Below are 16,590 nucleotides of genomic sequence, written 5' to 3'. Positions count from 1 at the left end.
GGGAACCTTTAGCCACTGTAGCACGTCATCATGACAATTCGCGTGCGCTATTCCGCATTACCATTTAACGATAAATGCGTAAGCCACAGGCGGGTATCAAACTCCAGCTGGTGGTACTGCGGCTCCATGTGGCAGCACAGGGAGTAGAACGCTTTGTCGTGCTCTTTCTCCTTCAGGTGCGCCAGCTCGTGGACGACGATCATCCGCAGAAACGCCTCCGGCGCGTTACGGAAAACCGTCGCGACGCGGATCTCCGCCTTGGCCTTCAGCTTGCCGCCCTGAACGCGTGAGACGGCGGTGTGCAGGCCGAGCGCGTTTTTCAGCACGTGGATCTTGTTGTCGTACATCACCTTGTTGATCGGCGGGGCGCTCTTCAGATACCGGCTTTTCAGATCCTGCGTATACTGCCAGAGGGCCTTATCGGTCGCGAAATCGTGCGTGCCGGGATAGCGTTTTTCCAGCACCGCGCCGAGCTTCTGCTCGGCAATCAGGCTGCGAACCTGAGTCAGTAAATGCTCCGGATAGCCCTGGAGATAAGTAAGTTGGTTCATCAAAAGCCCAAATTAATGCGAAAACGGGTATACTCACGCACCCTTTTCAGGGATACGCCAAATTTTACCATTCAGGAGGGCCGATGAGCCACTTAGACAACGGTTTCCGTTCACTCAACCTTAAACGTTTCCCGGAAACGGACGACGTTAACCCGCTTCAGGCGTGGGAAGCGGCGGATGAATATCTGCTGCAACAGTTGGATGAGACTGAAATCCGCGGCCCGGTTTTGATCCTGAATGACGCCTTCGGCGCGCTGGGCTGTGCCCTGGCGGAGCACACGCCGTACAGCATCGGCGATTCCTACTTAAGCGAGCTGGCGACGCGTGAAAACCTGCGCCATAACGACATCGAAGAGTCCAGCGTGAAGTTCCTCGACAGCACCGCGGACTACCCGCAGGCGCCGGGCGTGGTGCTGATCAAAGTGCCAAAAACCATGGCGCTGCTGGAGCAGCAGCTGCGCGCGCTGCGTAAGGTCGTGACGCCAGAAACCCGTATCATCGCGGGTGCCAAAGCGCGCGATATTCACACCTCGACGCTGGAGCTGTTCGAGAAGGTTCTCGGCCCGACCACCACCACGCTGGCGTGGAAAAAAGCGCGCCTGATCAACTGTACGTTCACCGCTCCCGAGCTGGCCGACGCGCCAGAGACCCTGAGCTGGAAGCTGGAAGGGACCGACTGGACCATCCACAACCACGCGAACGTCTTCTCACGCACTGGTCTGGATATCGGCGCGCGCTTCTTTATGGAACATCTGCCGGAAAATCTGGAAGGAGAGATTGTCGACCTGGGCTGCGGCAACGGCGTGATTGGCCTGACGCTGCTGGCGAAGAACCCGGAGGCCAGCGTGGTGTTCAGCGACGAATCGCCGATGGCGGTGGCCTCCAGCCGTCTGAACGTGGAAACCAACATGCCGGACGCGCTGGACCGCTGCGAGTTTATGATCAACAACGCGCTGTCCGGCGTAGAGCCGTTCCGCTTTAACGCCGTGTTCTGCAACCCGCCGTTCCACCAGAAGCACGCCCTGACGGATAACGTCGCGTGGGAGATGTTCCACCACGCGCGCCGCTGCCTGAAGATCAACGGCGAGCTGTACATCGTGGCCAACCGCCACCTGGACTACTTCCACAAGCTGAAGAAGATTTTCGGTAACTGCGTTACCGTTGCGACGAACAACAAGTTTGTGGTGCTGAAGTCGGTGAAGCTGGGACGCCGTCGTTAAGATTGTTTTGCCTGGCGGCGCTTCGCTTGCACAGGCCTACGGTTTTGTAGGCCCGGTAAGCGCAGCGCCACCGGGCAATGCCCTAGATCGCCAGAGCTAATTTCGTCCCCTGCGCAATCGCGCGCCGCGCGTCCAGCTCCATCGCCACGTCGCACCCGCCAATCAGATGCACCGTTTTACCGGCTTCGCGCAGCGGATCGGCCAGATCGCGCTTTGGCTCCTGCCCGGCACATAAAATCACATGATCCACGCGCAAGAGCTGCGGCTCGCCGCCGATCGTGACGTGCAGCCCCTCGTCGTCGATCTTGTGGTAGCTGACAGCCGGGATCATCTTCACCCCGCGTGAGAGCAGGGTGGCGCGGTGGATCCAGCCGGTGGTTTTGCCAAGCCCTTCACCCGGCTTGCTGGCCTTACGCTGCAGCATCACTATCTGGCGCGGGCTTTTCGGCAGCTGCGGCCCTTCCGGGCGTAATCCGCCGGACTGGCTGAGGCTGGTATCAATGCCCCATTCGACGCAAAACTCGGCAATGTTCTGGCTGGTCGCCTCGCCCGGCTGGCTCAAATACATGGCGGTATCAAAGCCGATCCCGCCGCAGCCGATAATCGCCACCTTCTCGCCAACCGGTACTTTGTCACGCAGCACGTCGAGATAGCTCAGCACTTTTGGATGATCGATACCCTCGATCGAAGGCGTGCGCGGTACGATCCCGCTCGCCAGGATCACCTCATCGAAATCAGTCAGATCCGCCGCGCGGACAAACTGGTTAAGCCGCAGCTCGACGCCCGTCAGCTCGATCATCCGGCGGTAGTAGCGCAGCGTTTCGTAGAACTCCTCTTTGCCGGGGATCTGTTTGGCGATATTAAACTGCCCGCCAATCTCCCCCAGCGCATCAAACAGCGTCACGCTGTGCCCGCGCGAGGCGGCATTGACCGCAAACGCCAGGCCCGCAGGCCCTGCGCCGACAACCGCCAGGCGTTTTTTCGCTGTCGCCGGGATCACCGACATTTTGGTTTCGTGGCAGGCGCGCGGGTTGACGAGGCAGGAGGTCACTTTCCCGACGAAGATCTGATCCAGGCATGCCTGATTACAGCCGATGCAGGTGTTGATCTCATCCGCGCGGCCGCTTTGCGCTTTGGACAGCAGTTCGGCATCGGCGAGGAACGGGCGCGCCATCGAGACCATGTCGGCATCGCCGCGCGAAATCACATCGTCCGCCACCTGCGGATCGTTAATGCGGTTGGTGGTGACCAGCGGAACAGACACTTTCCCTTTCAGCCTGCGCGTTACCCAGCTGAACGCCGCGCGCGGAACCGGCGTGGCGATGGTCGGAATGCGCGCCTCGTGCCAGCCAATCCCTGTGTTGATAATCGTCGCACCTGCGGCTTCTATCGCCTGCGCCAGCTGCACGGTTTCGTCGAACGTGCCGCCGCCTTCCACCAGGTCGAGCATCGACAGGCGGAAGATGATGATAAAATCCGAACCCGCACGTTCACGTACCGCGCGCACCACCTCCACGGCAAAGCGCATCCGGCGGGCATAGTCGCCGCCCCATTCGTCGTCGCGCTGGTTGGTGCGGGCCGCGAGGAATTCGTTAATCAGATAGCCTTCTGAGCCCATTACCTCCACGCCGTCGTAGCCCGCCTCACGCGCCAGCGCCGCACAGCGGGCAAAGTCGTCGATCAGCGCCAGGATCTCGTCGTGGGTGAGGGCGTGAGGTTTAAAGCGGTTGATCGGCGCCTGAATGGCCGATGGCGCAACCAGATTCGGCTGGTAGCTGTAGCGTCCGGTGTGCAGAATTTGCAGGGCGATTTTACCGCCCTCGCTGTGCACCGCGTCGGTCACAATGCGGTGGTGCGGCAGCTGCGACGCATCGTTCAGCACCGCGCCGCCCTCCATGCCGACGCCGGAAGGGGAAGGGGCCACGCCGCCGGTGACTATCAGTGCCACCCCATGGCGCGCGCGCTCGGCATAGAAGGCTGCCAGACGCTCGGCCCCGTCCGGATGCTCCTCGAGCCCGGTGTGCATCGAGCCCATCAACACGCGGTTTTTGAGTGTGGTGAACCCCAGATCGAGAGGGGCGAATAACGACGGGTAGCGGCTCATAGTCTCTTCCAGTGTAAAATTATTGTTATGTGGTCGGATGAGTTACTAATTTAGCCAGCGGCAGCGGAAAGGTAAAAGCGGGATCGAATGATTGTGATAGATCTCAAAGAACTTCCCCGGTGGCGCTGCGCTTACCGGGTCTACAAATCCCCAGGACAGATAAGCGTAGCGCCATCCGGCGTTATTTACGGCGCTGCTGCCCGTACCAGCCCCGGAGCCTGCCACATCGACGTGGTCAGTCCGCTGTCCACCAGCCCGAGCTGGTCCGCATATACCGCCTGCCATTTCTGCATCATGCTGTCGTACAGCTCGCGGTGCGCCGGGTTTGGCGTGAACTCGCGGCTCCACTTCACAAGCCGTTCGCCCGTCGAGGCCATATCGGCAAACAGCCCCGCGCCAGCACCTGCCGCAATCGCGCAGCCGAGCGCCGTCGCCTCTTTCACTTCCGGCACGCGCACCGGCAGGCCGGTTACGTCGCTTAAGATCTGGCTCCACAGGGCGCCTTTGGAACCGCCGCCCGCAAAGACCAGGCTTTCAAACGTTACGCCGGAGAAGCGTGAAATCTGCGCCAGGTTGCAGGCCGAGACGATCGCCGCATTCTCCTCCAGGGCGCGGAACAGCGTCGCTTTGTTGCATTTTTCCGGGTCGATGGAGAGGTTAATAAACGACGGCGCGGCGTGGTACCACTGCTTAAAATGCATCGCGTCGGAGAAGATCGGCATCACCCCGTGGGAACCCGCCGGCACGCGGCTCGCCATCTCTTCCAGCAGAGAGTAGGTGTCCATCCCCATCCGCTCGGCAATCAGCTTTTCCTCCGCGCAGAAGGCGTCGCGGAACCAGCGCATGGTCAGCCCGGTAAAGAAGCTGATCGACTCCGCCTGCGCCATGCCGGGAATGACGTGCGGGTTCACGCGGATGTTCATCTCAGGATCGGTGCGCACCTGTGGCAGGTTGACCACCTGCTGCCAGAAGGTACCGCCCAGCACCGCCGTTTGTCCGGCGCGAACCACGCCCAGCCCCAGGCACCCCAGCTGCACGTCGCCGCCGCCCATCACTACCGGCGTGCCTTCGCGCAGGCCGCTCTGCTGCGCGGCTTCATGGGTGATGGCACCCAGCACGGTGCCGGTCTCTTTCACCGGGGAGAGGATATCGGCGCGCAGCCCGGCCATGTCGAGCAGCGCCGGACGCCAGTCGCGGGAGAAGAGATCCAGCATGCCGGTGGTGCCCGCGTTAGACGGGTCGACCGCCAGCTCGCCGGAGAGCTTAGCCGCCAGCCAGTCGCTGATCATGGTGATGGTCGCGGCGCTGCGGTAAATATCCGGACGATGGTGCGCCAGCCACAGCAGGCGCGGCATGGCGCTCAGCGCCAGCGTCTGGCCAGAAACCTCATACACTTCGGATTCAAAACGGTCATCGCGGATCTCTTTGAGTTCGGCTACTTCGCGGCTGGCGCGGGCGTCGACGTTGGCGCAGGCCCAGATGGCCTCGCCGTTGCGGTCATACAGCACGATCCCTTCGCGCATTGAACAGCAGGCGACGGACTGAATATCTGCTGCGGTCAGATTCGCGCGCGACAGCGCCTGATGAATGCACCGGCAGGCCAGCTGCCAGTTGGTCTCGAGGTCGAACTCCATCGACCCCGGCACGTTCTCAACGCTCAGGTGCTTCCACTCGGCCTGACCGACGGCAATCTGGTTGCCCTGTAAATCGAAAATAACGGCGCGAACGCTGCCTGTCCCTGCATCTAACGCTAAAAGGTAACTCATGAGCTTGCCTCGCTGTTAGCGCAGGGCGGGCTCTCATTTGGCCAGAGCCAGCACCGCGCGGGCTGTCGTCTCTTCCGTCACCAGGCCATTGATACGGCGACCCTTCAGTGCGGCATAAATCGCATCGGCTTTCTCTTCCCCGCCGGCCACGCCAACGATGGTGGGCAGCTGCGCCAGCTCATCAAGCGAGACGCCGAGTAATTCTTTATGGATCTCCAGCTCCTCAACGCATTCGCCTTCGGCATTGAGGAAATAGCCGAGAATGTCGCCGACCGCGCCTTTGCGGGCGTACATCAGCTGTTCACCTTCGCTGATATAGCCGGAGCGCAGTATCGTAGCGTCGCGGCGCTGGTTCACCGAACCAATGCCAACCACCGCGACGTCGGCGGCGGTGGCGGCGAGGATCACGTCCCGCACGCTGGTCTCGCGTTTTAAGATCCCGGCCACCTCGGCGGATGACACGCGAAGCGGGGCGGGGATCATGCTGACGCTGCAGGCCGCGTCCAGCTGGCCGATACCGGTCATATATGGCCCTACGCCGCCGGAGAGCGTCACGAGGCGGATCTGCTGTGAGCTGATAAATCCGCTCAGGTGCTGCAGGCTGCTCATGGTGGTTTCACCGAACCCCACCGCCAGCAGCTGGCCGGGTTCCAGCACGCCCATCAGCGACTGCGCCGCGCCAATGCCTAACCGCACGTTCATCGGCGGCGTATTTAAGGCAGGCATCACGCGCACCAGCTTCAGGCCAAAGCGCTGCTGTAGCTCGGTTTCCAGCGACAGGCAGCCCTCGTAGCGGGAGTTAATCTGCACGCGGATCACCCCTGACTGACGGCCTTTTTCCAGCAGGCGAGAAATCTTCAAACGCGGCAGCCCGAGCCGCTCGCCGATATCGTTCTGGGTCAGCCCGTCGTGGTAGTAGCACCAGGCTACGCGTGCCACCAGCTCCTCTTCCGCCAGCGCCAGCCCGGCAAACCGTCCTTCTTCCGCAGTGCGTTTATCGCTCATAGTTGAACTCTTATAAAAATTTAGATCATATGTTCGTGATGACGCAGAGGGAAAGTGTGAGCCACGCGACAAAACGGATCATTTCGATCGTTTCTGGTTTATCTGAATCTCAATCGATAAAACTGTGATCCCTGCACGGTTGTAAATATAGTTCACCGTCTACGCTTTTGAACATTATTAAATCTAAAAATCATTTGTTCAATAGCGGAGCGATGATGACACCACTTCTCGACGCGCGGAATATCAGCAAGCAGTTCTCAGGCGTGCCGGTTCTGAAAGGCATTGATTTCACGCTGCTTGCGGGTCAGGTGCACGCGCTGATGGGCGGAAACGGCGCGGGAAAATCGACGCTGATGAAGATCATCGCCGGGGTCGAGACGCCGGACAGCGGTGAACTTTCCGTCGAGGGGCAGTTATATGCGCGGCTGACGCCCGTGCAGGCGCACAGGCTCGGCATTTACCTGGTGCCGCAGGAGCCGCTGCTGTTCCCCAACCTTACGGTGCGGGAAAACATCCTGTTCCGCCTGCCGCGCGAACGCGATCTGGAAAAAAGGCTGGCGGAGAAACTTGAGCAGCTGCAGTGCCAGCTCAACCTCGACGCCGCCGCCAGCACCCTGGAGGTGGCGGATCAGCAGATGGTGGAGATCCTGCGCGGATTAATGCGCAACGCCAGGATCCTGATCCTCGACGAGCCCACGGCCTCCCTCACGCCGGGCGAAACCGAACGGCTGTTTCGTCAGATCCGCGCCCTGCAGACACTCGGCGTCGGGATCGTCTTTATCTCCCATAAGCTGCCGGAAATTCGCGTGCTTTCGAGCCACGTCTCGGTGATGCGCGACGGCGCGGTGGTGCTGAGCGGCGAAACCGCGCAGTTTGACGATAGCGCCCTGATCGCCGCCATGACGCCGGTGAGCCGCGAGAAATCCCTGAGCGATACGCAAAAGCTGTGGCTGGCGCTGCCGGGCAACCGCCGCACCCAGCCGCAGGATTTTCCGGTGCTGCGGGTAGAGGACCTGACCGGAGAAGGGTTTATCGATCTGAGCCTTGAGATCTACGCCGGGGAGATCGTCGGCCTGGCCGGGCTGGTGGGTTCCGGGCGCACCGAGTTTGCCGAAACCCTCTACGGCCTGCGGCCGGTACGCGGGGGACGCATCTGGCTGGAGAACCAGGAGATCGCCAACGAGCCGGTGCGTTTGCGGCTGGAAAAAGGCCTGGTTTACCTGCCGGAAGACAGGCAGGTATCCGGCCTGTTCCTCGACGCGCCGATCCGCTGGAACACCGTGGCGCTGAACGAGCCGTCGCTCTGGCAGCAGCGGAAAAGAGAGTCCGCGGTGGTGGAGCGCTATCACCGGGCGCTGGGGATCAAGCTCAACCATGCGGATCAAACCGTGCGCACGCTCTCCGGCGGCAACCAGCAGAAGGTGCTGCTTGCACGCTGTCTGGAAGCCAACCCGTTATTGCTGATCGTCGACGAGCCGACGCGCGGCGTGGACGTCTCGGCGCGCGCCGATATCTACCAGCTTATCAAAAGCGTGGCGGCGCAGAACGTGGCGGTGCTGATGATCTCAAGCGATCTCGATGAGTTTCCGGGCCTCGCGGACCGCGTGCTGGTGATGCACCAGGGCGTGCTCAGCGGCGAACTGCCGCGCCACGCCGTCAGCCTCGATCGCATGATGGCGCTGGCGTTCGGAGGGCAATCATGAAGACCTTACTGAAAAACCGCGAGCTGAGCGCGTTTCTCGCCATTCTGGCGCTGTTCGCCGTGCTGGTGGCGCTGAATCCCTCTTACTTCAGCCTGCAGACGCTGGGGATGATCTTCGCCAGCTCACAGATCCTGATCCTGCTGGCCATCGGCGCGGCGCTGGTAATGCTGACCCGCAATATCGACGTGTCCGTCGGTTCAACGGTCGGGTTGTCCGCCATCGCCGTCGGCGTGGCGCTGAACGGCGGCTACAGCCTGCCCGTTTCCATTCTCTTCGCACTGTCGATCGGGGCGCTGGCCGGGGCGTTCAACGGTTTTCTGGTGGTGGGGCTGCGCATTCCGGCGATTGTCGCGACCCTCGGCACGCTGGGGCTGTACCGCGGGGCGATGCTGCTCTGGACGGGAGGAAAGTGGATTGAAGGGCTGCCGCCGGGGTTGAAATCCCTCTCTGAGCCTGCCGCCGTCGGCGTGTCGCCCCTTGGCATGGTGGTGTTGACCATCGCGGCCACAGGCGCGTGGACGCTGTCGCGCACCGCGTTCGGGCGTGATTTCTACGCGGTGGGGGATAACCTTGCCGCCGCGCGCCAGCTGGGCGTGGCGGTGAACCGCACCCGTATGATCGCCTTCACCCTCAACGGCATGCTGGCGGCCTGCGCCGGGATCGTCTTTGCCGCGCAGATTGGCTTTGTGCCCAACCAGACCGGCAGCGGGCTGGAGATGAAGGCCATCGCCGCCTGCGTACTGGGTGGCATTTCGCTGTTGGGCGGCACGGGGACGCTGATTGGCGCGCTGCTCGGTGCGTTCTTCCTGACGCAAATCGACACCGTGCTGGTGCTGTTCAGGCTCCCGGCGTGGTGGAACGACTTTATCGCCGGGCTGGTGCTGCTGGGCGTGCTGGTGCTCGACGGGCGTCTGCGCCAGGCGCTGGCGCGGCATCAGCGGGCGCTGAAGTACGGTCGCTTCCAGCCGGGTAACAGAGGGGGAAAGCACGTCACCCCCTTTCCCAAACGTAAAAAAGAGGTGGCGTAAATGAGGCTTAACTGGGAAAGCGCGCTGCTGATTTTGCTGGTGCTGGAGATCCTGCTCTTTGGCGCCATCAACCCGCGCATGCTCGATATCAACATGCTGCTGTTCAGCACCAGCGACTTCATCTGCATCGGCATTGTGGCGCTGCCGCTGACGCTGGTGATCGTCAGCGGCGGGATCGACATCTCCCTCGGCTCGACCATTGGCCTGTGCGCCATCGCGCTGGGGGTGATGATGCAGGGGGGGTGGCCGATGGCGGCCGCCGTTCCGCTGACGCTGCTGCTCGGCCTGCTGTGCGGGCTGATGAATGCGGCGCTGATCCACTACACCGGCATCAGCCCTTTAGTTATCACCCTCGGCACGCTCTACCTCTACGGCGGCGGCGCGCTGCTGCTCTCCGGCATGGCGGGGGCCACGGGCTACGAGGGCATCGGCGGCTTCCCGGACAGCTTTACCGCCTTCGCTAACCTCACGGTGTTGGGCCTGCCGATCCCATTGGTCTTGTTCGCGGTAATCACCGTCTTCTTCTGGCTCATTACCCACCGCGGGCGCTTTGGCCGTCATCTGTTCCTGATTGGCCAAAATCCGCGTGCGGCACGCTATGCGGCGCTGTCGGTAAACGGTATGCCCTACGCGCTGTACGGCCTGGTGGGCGTTGCCTCCGCGATTGCCGCGCTGGTGATGGTCTCCTATTTCGGCTCCGCGCGTTCGGATCTTGGGCGCGATTTACTGATGCCCGCGCTCACCGCCGCCGTGCTCGGCGGAGCCAATATCTACGGCGGTTCAGGTTCGGTTGTCGGTACGGCGCTGGCGGCGCTGCTGGTGGGGTACCTGCAGCAGGGTTTACAGATGGTCGGTATCCCCAATCAGGTGTCGAGCGCGCTGTCAGGGGCGCTGCTGGTTGTGGTGGTGATGGGACGTTCGCTGAGTCTGCACCGCGAATGGGTGCGATCTCTCTTTAGAAAACTATCCGGAGCGTAAGATGAAAACAAAACTGCTCGTCCTGGCAATGGCCCTCAGCTTCGCTTCGGCGCAGGCGGCGGACCGCATTGCCTTTATCCCGAAGCTGGTGGGCGTGGGCTTCTTCACCAGCGGCGGCAACGGCGCGAAAGAGGCGGGGAAAGATCTTGGCGTGGACGTGACCTACGACGGCCCGACCGAGCCGAGCGTTTCCGGCCAGGTGCAGCTCATCAATAACTTCGTCAACCAGGGCTATAACGCCATTATCGTCTCCGCCGTGTCGCCGGACGGGCTGTGTCCGGCGCTTAAGCGCGCGATGCAGCGCGGCGTCAAGGTCCTGACCTGGGATTCCGACACCAGGCCGGAGTGCCGCAGCATCTACATCAACCAGGGGACGCCGGAACAGCTGGGCGGCCTGCTGGTGGAGATGGCGGGCAAGCAGGTCACCAAACCGAATGCCAAAGTGGCGTTCTTCTACTCAAGCCCCACCGTCACCGACCAGAACCAGTGGGTGAAAGAGGCGAAGGCCAAAATCGAGAAAGATCACCCCCAGTGGCAGATCGTAACGACCCAGTTTGGCTATAACGACGCCACCAAATCGTTGCAAACCGCCGAAGGGATCTTAAAAGCCTACCCGGATCTGGATGCGATTATCGCCCCGGACGCCAACGCCCTGCCGGCGGCGGCGCAGGCGGCGGAAAACCTGAAGCGGGAAGGGGTGGCGATTGTCGGCTTCAGCACGCCGAACGTGATGCGTCCGTACGTTGAGCGCGGCACGGTGAAGGCCTTCGGCCTGTGGGACGTGGTGCAACAGGGCAAAATTGCGGTCAATGTCGCCGATCGTTTGCTGAAAAAAGGCGATCTTAACGTCGGCGACAGCGTGGACGTAAAAAACATCGGGGCGCTGAAGGTCGAGCCGAACAGCGTGCAGGGCTACCAGTATGAGGCGAAGGGCAACGGCATCGTGCTGCTGCCGGAACGCGTGGTGTTCACCAAAGAGAACATCAGCAAATACGATTTCTGACGGGGGAGCAAATGGCTGATTTAGACGACATCAAAGACGGCAAGGATTTTGGCATCGGCACGCCGCAGCAAAATGTGCCGTTCACCCTGAAGGGCTGCGGCTCGCTGGACTGGGGCATGCAGTCGCGGCTGGCGCGCATCTTCAATCCGCAGAGCAACCGTACGGTGATGCTGGCCTTTGACCACGGCTACTTTCAGGGGCCGACTACCGGCCTTGAGCGTATCGACCTCTCTATCGCGCCGCTGTTTGGTGAAACCGACGTGCTGATGTGCACCCGCGGCATCCTCAGGAGCCAGGTACCCGCCGCGACGAACAAACCGGTGGTTCTGCGCGCCTCCGGCGGTAACTCGATTCTGGGCGAACTCTCCAACGAGTGCGTGGCGGTGGCGATGGAAGACGCGTTGCGCCTGAACGTCTGCGCGGTGGCGGCGCAGGTGTACATCGGCAGCGAGTTTGAGCATCAGTCGATCAACAACATCATCAAGCTTGTCGATGCAGGGGCGCGCTACGGCATGCCGACGCTGGCGGTAACGGGCGTGGGGAAAGAGATGGCGCGCGACGCGCGCTATTTCTCGCTGGCAAGCCGCATCGCCGCCGAAATGGGGGCGCAGTTCGTCAAAACCTACTACGTGGATGAGGGTTTTGAAAAAGTGACCGCCAGCTGCCCGGTGCCGATCGTCATCGCCGGGGGCAAAAAGCTTCCTGAGCACGAGGCGCTGGAGATGTGCTGGCGCGCGATCGACCAGGGGGCATCCGGCGTGGACATGGGGCGCAACATCTTCCAGTCCAGCGCGCCGCTCGCCATGCTGAAGGCGGTGAAAAAAGTGGTTCACGAGAGCTGGAATGCCCGCGATGCGTTCCAGTTCTGGCAGGAAAAGAAACAGGGAGAAGCAAAATGAACGTGACGCTGGTGGAAATCAACATTAAGCCCGAGCGGGTAGACGAGTTTCTGGAAGTGTTTCGCGCCAACCACGAGGGCGCAATCCAGGAGCCGGGGAACCTGCGTTTTGACGTATTGCAGGACCCGAGGGTAAAAACCCGGTTCTTTATCTACGAAGCCTATAAAGACGAAGAGGCGGTGCTGGCACACAAGCAAACCCCGCACTATCTGGCGTGCGTGGACAAGCTTGAGGAGCTGATGTCGGAGCCGCGTAAAAAGCGCAGCTTTGTTGGGCTGTTGCCGGAGTAACAGGCGTTATAAAAGTGTTGTAGGCCGGGTAAGCGCAGCGCCACCCGGCATTTTTCAAACCAGCTCCAGATGGGCAAGTAATCTCGCGAGCGCTTCACGCGGCTCACCCTGAACCGCCTGCAACGGGAACGGCAACGCAGGTGCAGCCACTTTTCCCATCATCTCTGCCGCCGCCGCGATAACCCGTAAGCTGCCGTAGTGACGGAACAATTCCCACAGTGGCTCTAATCGCTCGGATTGGGCAGTCTCTTTCGAACGGGCAATCGCCAGCGCTGTTTGCGGGAACAATCCGCCGAGCACCGAGTACCAGACGTCAAACCCGGCCTGCAGGGCAGAGGCCGCTCGCCAGTCGCCGGCGATGCCCAGCGTGACTGTCTCAGGAAGACGGGCGCGTACCTGCGACAGGTCTTCCGGCACGCGACCAAGCTTAATGGATCCCACATTCGGCAGGGCCGCGACGGAAAATAACAATTCATCGCTAAACGCAAACCCGGTGGTGGCCGGATTATCGTAAATGCACAACGGTATGGAGAGCTGGCGGGTCACCGTTTCATAGAGATTAAACACTTCGTCTTCCGTTAATCGCTGGTAGGACACGGGGGCCATCAGCACGCCGGAGACACCTGCCGCCTGCGCGTCGTCAGCCAGACGCAGTATATCGTCCAGCCGGTGTGCGCCAATGCTGACGATGACCGGAATATCATCAGCATGCGCCACCGCGCAGCGTGCGATCCGACCGCGCTCTTCTACAGTCAGATAGGCATAGCTTCCCGTTGAGCCGAGAATGCCCAGAGAATCCACGCCAGCGTCGACCACGGGGCGCAGAAGATTGATGAAGGATTGCTCGTCAAACGTCCCCTCTTTCAGGGGCGTTAACGGAAAAGCGCTTAACCCGTAAAACATCGTGTTGTCCTCTTACAGCGTCAGCATCTGAACCTGAGCCGTGGCCCCCGGCATCAGCCGCTGCAGGTTGTTGACCAGCTCATCTCCCGCCTCATCCAGCGCCGCAAGCGGCATCGACGGCAGGCTTTCAAGAATAAACCACATGGATTGCGCCTGGCTATCGAGGCGCGTCCGTATCCCCTGGCGCCAGTTCCAGCGGCGGCAGGTGACGCCAGTATCGTCGCGCCAGATAACCTCGCCAGGTTCCGGATGTTCCACCACCGGCTGTCCCTCTTTGAAGGTATCAAATGGCTCGCTGCCGTCGGCAAGCGTCAGACGCGGCGTGCCCGAATAAGCCGCGAGATTTTCTCCGCCGACCGGAATGGCGTAGCGAATACTCACCGCGTTATAGATATCCACCACCGGATCCAGCGGCGGCAGCGAGCCATCTTTCAGGACCCGCTTACGCAGGGCGGATGCCGAGCAGGGCGTGCGTTTCGGTTTCGCGCCGAAGGCTTTAAACACGTCATCCCAGCCTGAAAGGTGTGCATCAGCCCAGGGCACATCATCATTAATCATCTGCTGGCAGGCCTGCGCCAGCGCGGCAGCCGCCACCTCCGGGTGGGTAATTGGCGCAGCTTCAACCAGAATGCTCAGCGCCCGAAAGCCTGGGGCAATCCCGGCAAGACGTGAGTCTATTGACGGCGTAACGAGAGACATAAATAATCCTGTATTGACTGTTTTATACCATGGTAGTGACCAATGACTGATAAAGTCAATATAATGACTGCGCACGGGGCCGATGTTGCCCAGGTAAGCCTGGCCGTCGCGAACCGCATACGCAACTGGCGCAAAGAGAAAAAGCTATCTCTGGACGAGCTGTCCCGCCGCGCAAGCGTCAGTAAAGGCATGCTGGTAGAGATCGAAAAGGGCGCAGCCAACCCCAGTATCGCCATCTTGTGCAAAGTGGCTGCCGCGCTCGGTATCTCAGTGGCGGATATCGTTAACGTCTCCAGCGAGCCGCTGGTGCATGTTATCGAAGAAGAGACTATTCCGGTGCTGTGGCAGGGCGAACAGGGTGGACGCGCCAGACTGCTGGCGGGAACGGCAGGCCCGGATATGATTGAGTTATGGCAATGGGAGATGCAGCCGGGGGAGCGTTTTACCTCTCCGGGGCACCCGGCGGGAACCTTTGAGCTGTTGCACGTGAACGAAGGCGTTTTAACGCTGACGGTGGATGAGACGGTGACCCAGGTTAACGCTGGCGCATCGGCTGTGGCGAAAATGGAAGCGGCGCACGGCTACGCCAATGAGGGCGATACCGTGCTTCGCTTCACCATGACGGTGGCGGAATTTCATCGCTAAAAAACCGGGCCTACAAACGCCTGTAGGCCCGGTGATTTTTTACGCCTCTTCCACGCTCACCCGCAGCGCTGCCAGCGCTTTACGCGCCGCTTTCAGCACCTGCTCGCACTGCTCAATCGTCAGAGTCAGCGGCGGTTCAATGCGGATAGTCTTCGAGTTGTTGAGCGTTCCGGCCACCAGCACCCGCTGGCGGAACATCTCGCTCGCAAAGCTGTAGCCGATTTCGTTGTCGACAAACTCAATTGCCATCAGCATCCCTTTACCACGCGCATCCTGCACCAGATCCGGATACTCCCGGCCTAGCTGACGGAAGCCGTCCAGCAGCATGTCGCCTTTTTGCTCCGCCTGCGCGGGCAGGTTTTGTTCCAGCAGCACGTTGATGGTCGCAAGAGCCGCCGCGCAGGCCAGCGGGTTACCGCCAAAGGTGGTGGTATGCAGGAACGGGTTGTCGAACAGCACCGAGAACACCTCCTCGGTGGCCACCGTTGCGCCAATCGGCATCACGCCGCCGCCAAGCGCCTTCGCCAGACACAGTATGTCCGGCTGCACGTTCTCGTGCTCGCAGGCAAACATCTTGCCGGTGCGCCCCATCCCGGTCTGGACTTCGTCGAGGATCAGCAGCGCGCCAAACTCATCGCACAGCTGACGCACGGCAGGCAGATAGCCCTGCGGAGGGAGGATCACGCCGCCTTCACCCTGAATCGGCTCCAGGATCACCGCCGCCACGTCATCGCCGGTTTTACGGCATTCACTCAGCACGGTGCGCATGGCGTTAATGTCGCCGAACGGCACGTGGCGGAAGCCCGGCAGCAGCGGCATAAACGGTTTGCGGAAGGTGGATTTGGCGGTAGCGGACAGTGCGCCCAGGGATTTACCGTGGAACGCGCCGCTGGTGGCGATAAAGGTGAATTTCCCGCGCGGCGACTGGTACGCTTTGGCGAGCTTTATCGCCGCTTCGACCGATTCCGTGCCGCTGTTGCTAAAGAAGCTGTATTTCAGTTTGCCGGGCGTTAAGGCCGCCAGCGTTTTCGCGAGCATGGCGCGAAGCGGGTCGAGCAGTTCCTGGCTATGGAGAGGTTGTTTCGCAAGTTGATTCTGTACGGCGGAAACCACAACTGGATTACGGTGCCCCACGTTGAAGATACCAAAACCACCAAGGCAATCGATAAACTCCTGTCCCTGGGTGTCGACAAGCGTGTTAAGACTCCCCGCTTGCCACTCTACGGCTCCGTAATCCCCGCCGGCGGTAACAGATTTGCGATACTCCAGAAACCCTGGATTGACGTGTTCTTTAAAGTAATCGATGACCTCTCGGTTAAGTTGTTTCATCTCCTCATGATCAAGCGTTCGCTTCTCAATGAGATTCAGTGCGTGCGCGGTACAGGCAAGAGCCGAGGCGCTGGAAGGTAACCTGTTCAAAATGTGCTCCCGGGGATCGCGTATCACATGATACTGGTTTAAGTATTGCAGGGATTACGCCACTTCAGATGCCTTAACGAAAATCGGGATAAACGCCAGGTTAAAATAATGTTGCACAATATTTAATCATGCCGAAGCAACCGAAACGGGATTTAGCGGTACAGGACAGATAAGGATAATTGGGGGCGAAAAAGCGCAACTGCACTAAAGAAGTGCATTCGGTGCAACTTAAGTGGGCGTTAACTGGTCATGCTTTATAGGTAATTTCTTTGCGAAAGTATTTGAAATCAATGAATTATAAAATCGTACAAAAAGTATGGTTTAAGTGAAATCTGCGATCTTCATCAAGTTTAACAACTAAAGATAAATTGTTTACC

15 protein-coding genes are annotated in these 16,590 nt (G+C 60.5%); 8 read left to right on the top strand and 7 right to left on the bottom strand.

Features of this window, described 5'->3' with window-relative positions:
* Positions 1-47 precede the first annotated feature (47 nt).
* A complete protein-coding gene (locus PUP35_RS18980; protein ID WP_023309281.1) occupies positions 48-551 on the bottom strand; it encodes a YgjP-like metallopeptidase domain-containing protein in 504 nt (167 codons plus the stop codon).
* A gap of 83 nt (positions 552-634) precedes the next feature.
* Here PUP35_RS18980 and rlmG point away from each other — a divergent pair, with 83 nt between their 5' ends.
* Positions 635-1,771: a 23S rRNA (guanine(1835)-N(2))-methyltransferase RlmG gene (rlmG, locus tag PUP35_RS18975; RefSeq protein WP_274240938.1), complete on the top strand. Its 1,137-nt coding sequence runs from the start codon at positions 635-637 to the stop codon at positions 1,769-1,771.
* Positions 1,772-1,853: 82 nt separating this feature from the next.
* On the opposite strand, the gene PUP35_RS18970 is transcribed toward rlmG, so the two are convergent.
* The 3 genes from PUP35_RS18970 to lsrR form a co-directional block, all read right to left on the bottom strand.
* Positions 1,854-3,875: an NADPH-dependent 2,4-dienoyl-CoA reductase gene (locus PUP35_RS18970; protein WP_274240937.1), complete on the bottom strand. Its 2,022-nt coding sequence runs from the start codon at positions 3,873-3,875 to the stop codon at positions 1,854-1,856.
* A gap of 185 nt (positions 3,876-4,060) precedes the next feature.
* On the bottom strand, positions 4,061-5,641 hold the full coding sequence (gene lsrK, locus PUP35_RS18965; RefSeq protein WP_274240936.1) for an autoinducer-2 kinase: 1,581 nt from the start codon (positions 5,639-5,641) through the stop codon (positions 4,061-4,063).
* Between the two features lie 33 nt (positions 5,642-5,674).
* On the bottom strand, positions 5,675-6,646 hold the full coding sequence (lsrR, locus tag PUP35_RS18960; RefSeq protein WP_008503156.1) for a transcriptional regulator LsrR: 972 nt from the start codon (positions 6,644-6,646) through the stop codon (positions 5,675-5,677).
* A 215-nt stretch (positions 6,647-6,861) separates the two neighbouring features.
* On the opposite strand from lsrR, the gene lsrA reads away from it, so the two are divergent.
* From lsrA to lsrG, 6 genes are read left to right on the top strand one after another with little or no spacing between them, the layout of a single operon-like run.
* Positions 6,862-8,349 carry an autoinducer 2 ABC transporter ATP-binding protein LsrA gene (gene lsrA / locus PUP35_RS18955; RefSeq protein ID WP_274243311.1) on the top strand — a complete coding sequence of 496 codons (1,488 nt, stop codon included), beginning with the start codon at positions 6,862-6,864 and terminating at the stop codon, positions 8,347-8,349.
* Positions 8,346-9,377, top strand: coding sequence for an autoinducer 2 ABC transporter permease LsrC (gene lsrC, locus PUP35_RS18950; RefSeq protein ID WP_111964928.1), 1,032 nt, complete (start codon positions 8,346-8,348; stop codon positions 9,375-9,377). Before lsrA ends, lsrC begins: the two co-directional genes overlap by 4 nt.
* The gene (lsrD, locus tag PUP35_RS18945) at positions 9,378-10,355 is read left to right on the top strand and encodes an autoinducer 2 ABC transporter permease LsrD (RefSeq protein WP_274240935.1); all 978 of its coding nucleotides are present in this window, start codon (positions 9,378-9,380) and stop codon (positions 10,353-10,355) included.
* A 1-nt stretch (position 10,356) separates the two neighbouring features.
* Positions 10,357-11,358, top strand: a complete 1,002-nt coding sequence (gene lsrB, locus PUP35_RS18940; RefSeq protein WP_115876313.1) for an autoinducer 2 ABC transporter substrate-binding protein LsrB — start codon at positions 10,357-10,359, stop codon at positions 11,356-11,358.
* Between the two features lie 11 nt (positions 11,359-11,369).
* Positions 11,370-12,257 carry a 3-hydroxy-5-phosphonooxypentane-2,4-dione thiolase gene (gene lsrF / locus PUP35_RS18935; RefSeq protein WP_271369500.1) on the top strand — a complete coding sequence of 296 codons (888 nt, stop codon included), beginning with the start codon at positions 11,370-11,372 and terminating at the stop codon, positions 12,255-12,257.
* Positions 12,254-12,547 carry a (4S)-4-hydroxy-5-phosphonooxypentane-2,3-dione isomerase gene (gene lsrG / locus PUP35_RS18930; protein ID WP_008503162.1) on the top strand — a complete coding sequence of 98 codons (294 nt, stop codon included), beginning with the start codon at positions 12,254-12,256 and terminating at the stop codon, positions 12,545-12,547. Before lsrF ends, lsrG begins: the two co-directional genes overlap by 4 nt.
* A gap of 54 nt (positions 12,548-12,601) precedes the next feature.
* Here the strand turns inward: lsrG and PUP35_RS18925 are convergent, their stop codons facing one another.
* Together PUP35_RS18925 and PUP35_RS18920 are read right to left on the bottom strand one after the other, a co-directional pair.
* A complete protein-coding gene (locus PUP35_RS18925) occupies positions 12,602-13,450 on the bottom strand; it encodes a dihydrodipicolinate synthase family protein (RefSeq protein WP_271369501.1) in 849 nt (282 codons plus the stop codon).
* A 12-nt stretch (positions 13,451-13,462) separates the two neighbouring features.
* A complete protein-coding gene (locus tag PUP35_RS18920; protein ID WP_274240934.1) occupies positions 13,463-14,149 on the bottom strand; it encodes a B3/B4 domain-containing protein in 687 nt (228 codons plus the stop codon).
* Positions 14,150-14,191: 42 nt separating this feature from the next.
* On the opposite strand from PUP35_RS18920, the gene PUP35_RS18915 reads away from it, so the two are divergent.
* On the top strand, positions 14,192-14,794 hold the full coding sequence (locus tag PUP35_RS18915; protein ID WP_274240933.1) for a helix-turn-helix domain-containing protein: 603 nt from the start codon (positions 14,192-14,194) through the stop codon (positions 14,792-14,794).
* A 39-nt stretch (positions 14,795-14,833) separates the two neighbouring features.
* On the opposite strand, the gene ygjG is transcribed toward PUP35_RS18915, so the two are convergent.
* On the bottom strand, positions 14,834-16,213 hold the full coding sequence (ygjG, locus tag PUP35_RS18910; RefSeq protein WP_168708009.1) for a putrescine aminotransferase: 1,380 nt from the start codon (positions 16,211-16,213) through the stop codon (positions 14,834-14,836).
* Between the last annotated feature and the right edge of the window lie 377 nt (positions 16,214-16,590).

Source organism: Enterobacter sp. S-33 (assembly GCF_028735835.1).
GTDB classification, from domain to species: Bacteria; Pseudomonadota; Gammaproteobacteria; order Enterobacterales; family Enterobacteriaceae; genus Enterobacter; species Enterobacter vonholyi.
The sequence above is the reverse complement of the archived record's forward strand: the minus strand, read 5'-3'. Positions and strand labels throughout refer to the sequence as shown.

Excerpts from the sequence above, each read along its gene's own strand:
- PUP35_RS18980 (WP_023309281.1), bottom strand. The coding sequence starts at position 551 with ATGAACCAACTTACTTATCTCCAGGGCTATCCGGAGCATTTACTGACT.
- rlmG (WP_274240938.1), top strand. The coding sequence starts at position 635 with ATGAGCCACTTAGACAACGGTTTCCGTTCACTCAACCTTAAACGTTTC.
- PUP35_RS18970 (WP_274240937.1), bottom strand. The coding sequence starts at position 3,875 with ATGAGCCGCTACCCGTCGTTATTCGCCCCTCTCGATCTGGGGTTCACC.
- lsrK (WP_274240936.1), bottom strand. The coding sequence starts at position 5,641 with ATGAGTTACCTTTTAGCGTTAGATGCAGGGACAGGCAGCGTTCGCGCC.
- lsrR (WP_008503156.1), bottom strand. The coding sequence starts at position 6,646 with ATGAGCGATAAACGCACTGCGGAAGAAGGACGGTTTGCCGGGCTGGCG.
- lsrA (WP_274243311.1), top strand. The coding sequence starts at position 6,862 with ATGACACCACTTCTCGACGCGCGGAATATCAGCAAGCAGTTCTCAGGC.
- lsrC (WP_111964928.1), top strand. The coding sequence starts at position 8,346 with ATGAAGACCTTACTGAAAAACCGCGAGCTGAGCGCGTTTCTCGCCATT.
- lsrD (WP_274240935.1), top strand. The coding sequence starts at position 9,378 with ATGAGGCTTAACTGGGAAAGCGCGCTGCTGATTTTGCTGGTGCTGGAG.
- lsrB (WP_115876313.1), top strand. The coding sequence starts at position 10,357 with ATGAAAACAAAACTGCTCGTCCTGGCAATGGCCCTCAGCTTCGCTTCG.
- lsrF (WP_271369500.1), top strand. The coding sequence starts at position 11,370 with ATGGCTGATTTAGACGACATCAAAGACGGCAAGGATTTTGGCATCGGC.
- lsrG (WP_008503162.1), top strand. The coding sequence starts at position 12,254 with ATGAACGTGACGCTGGTGGAAATCAACATTAAGCCCGAGCGGGTAGAC.
- PUP35_RS18925 (WP_271369501.1), bottom strand. The coding sequence starts at position 13,450 with ATGTTTTACGGGTTAAGCGCTTTTCCGTTAACGCCCCTGAAAGAGGGG.
- PUP35_RS18920 (WP_274240934.1), bottom strand. The coding sequence starts at position 14,149 with ATGTCTCTCGTTACGCCGTCAATAGACTCACGTCTTGCCGGGATTGCC.
- PUP35_RS18915 (WP_274240933.1), top strand. The coding sequence starts at position 14,192 with ATGACTGATAAAGTCAATATAATGACTGCGCACGGGGCCGATGTTGCC.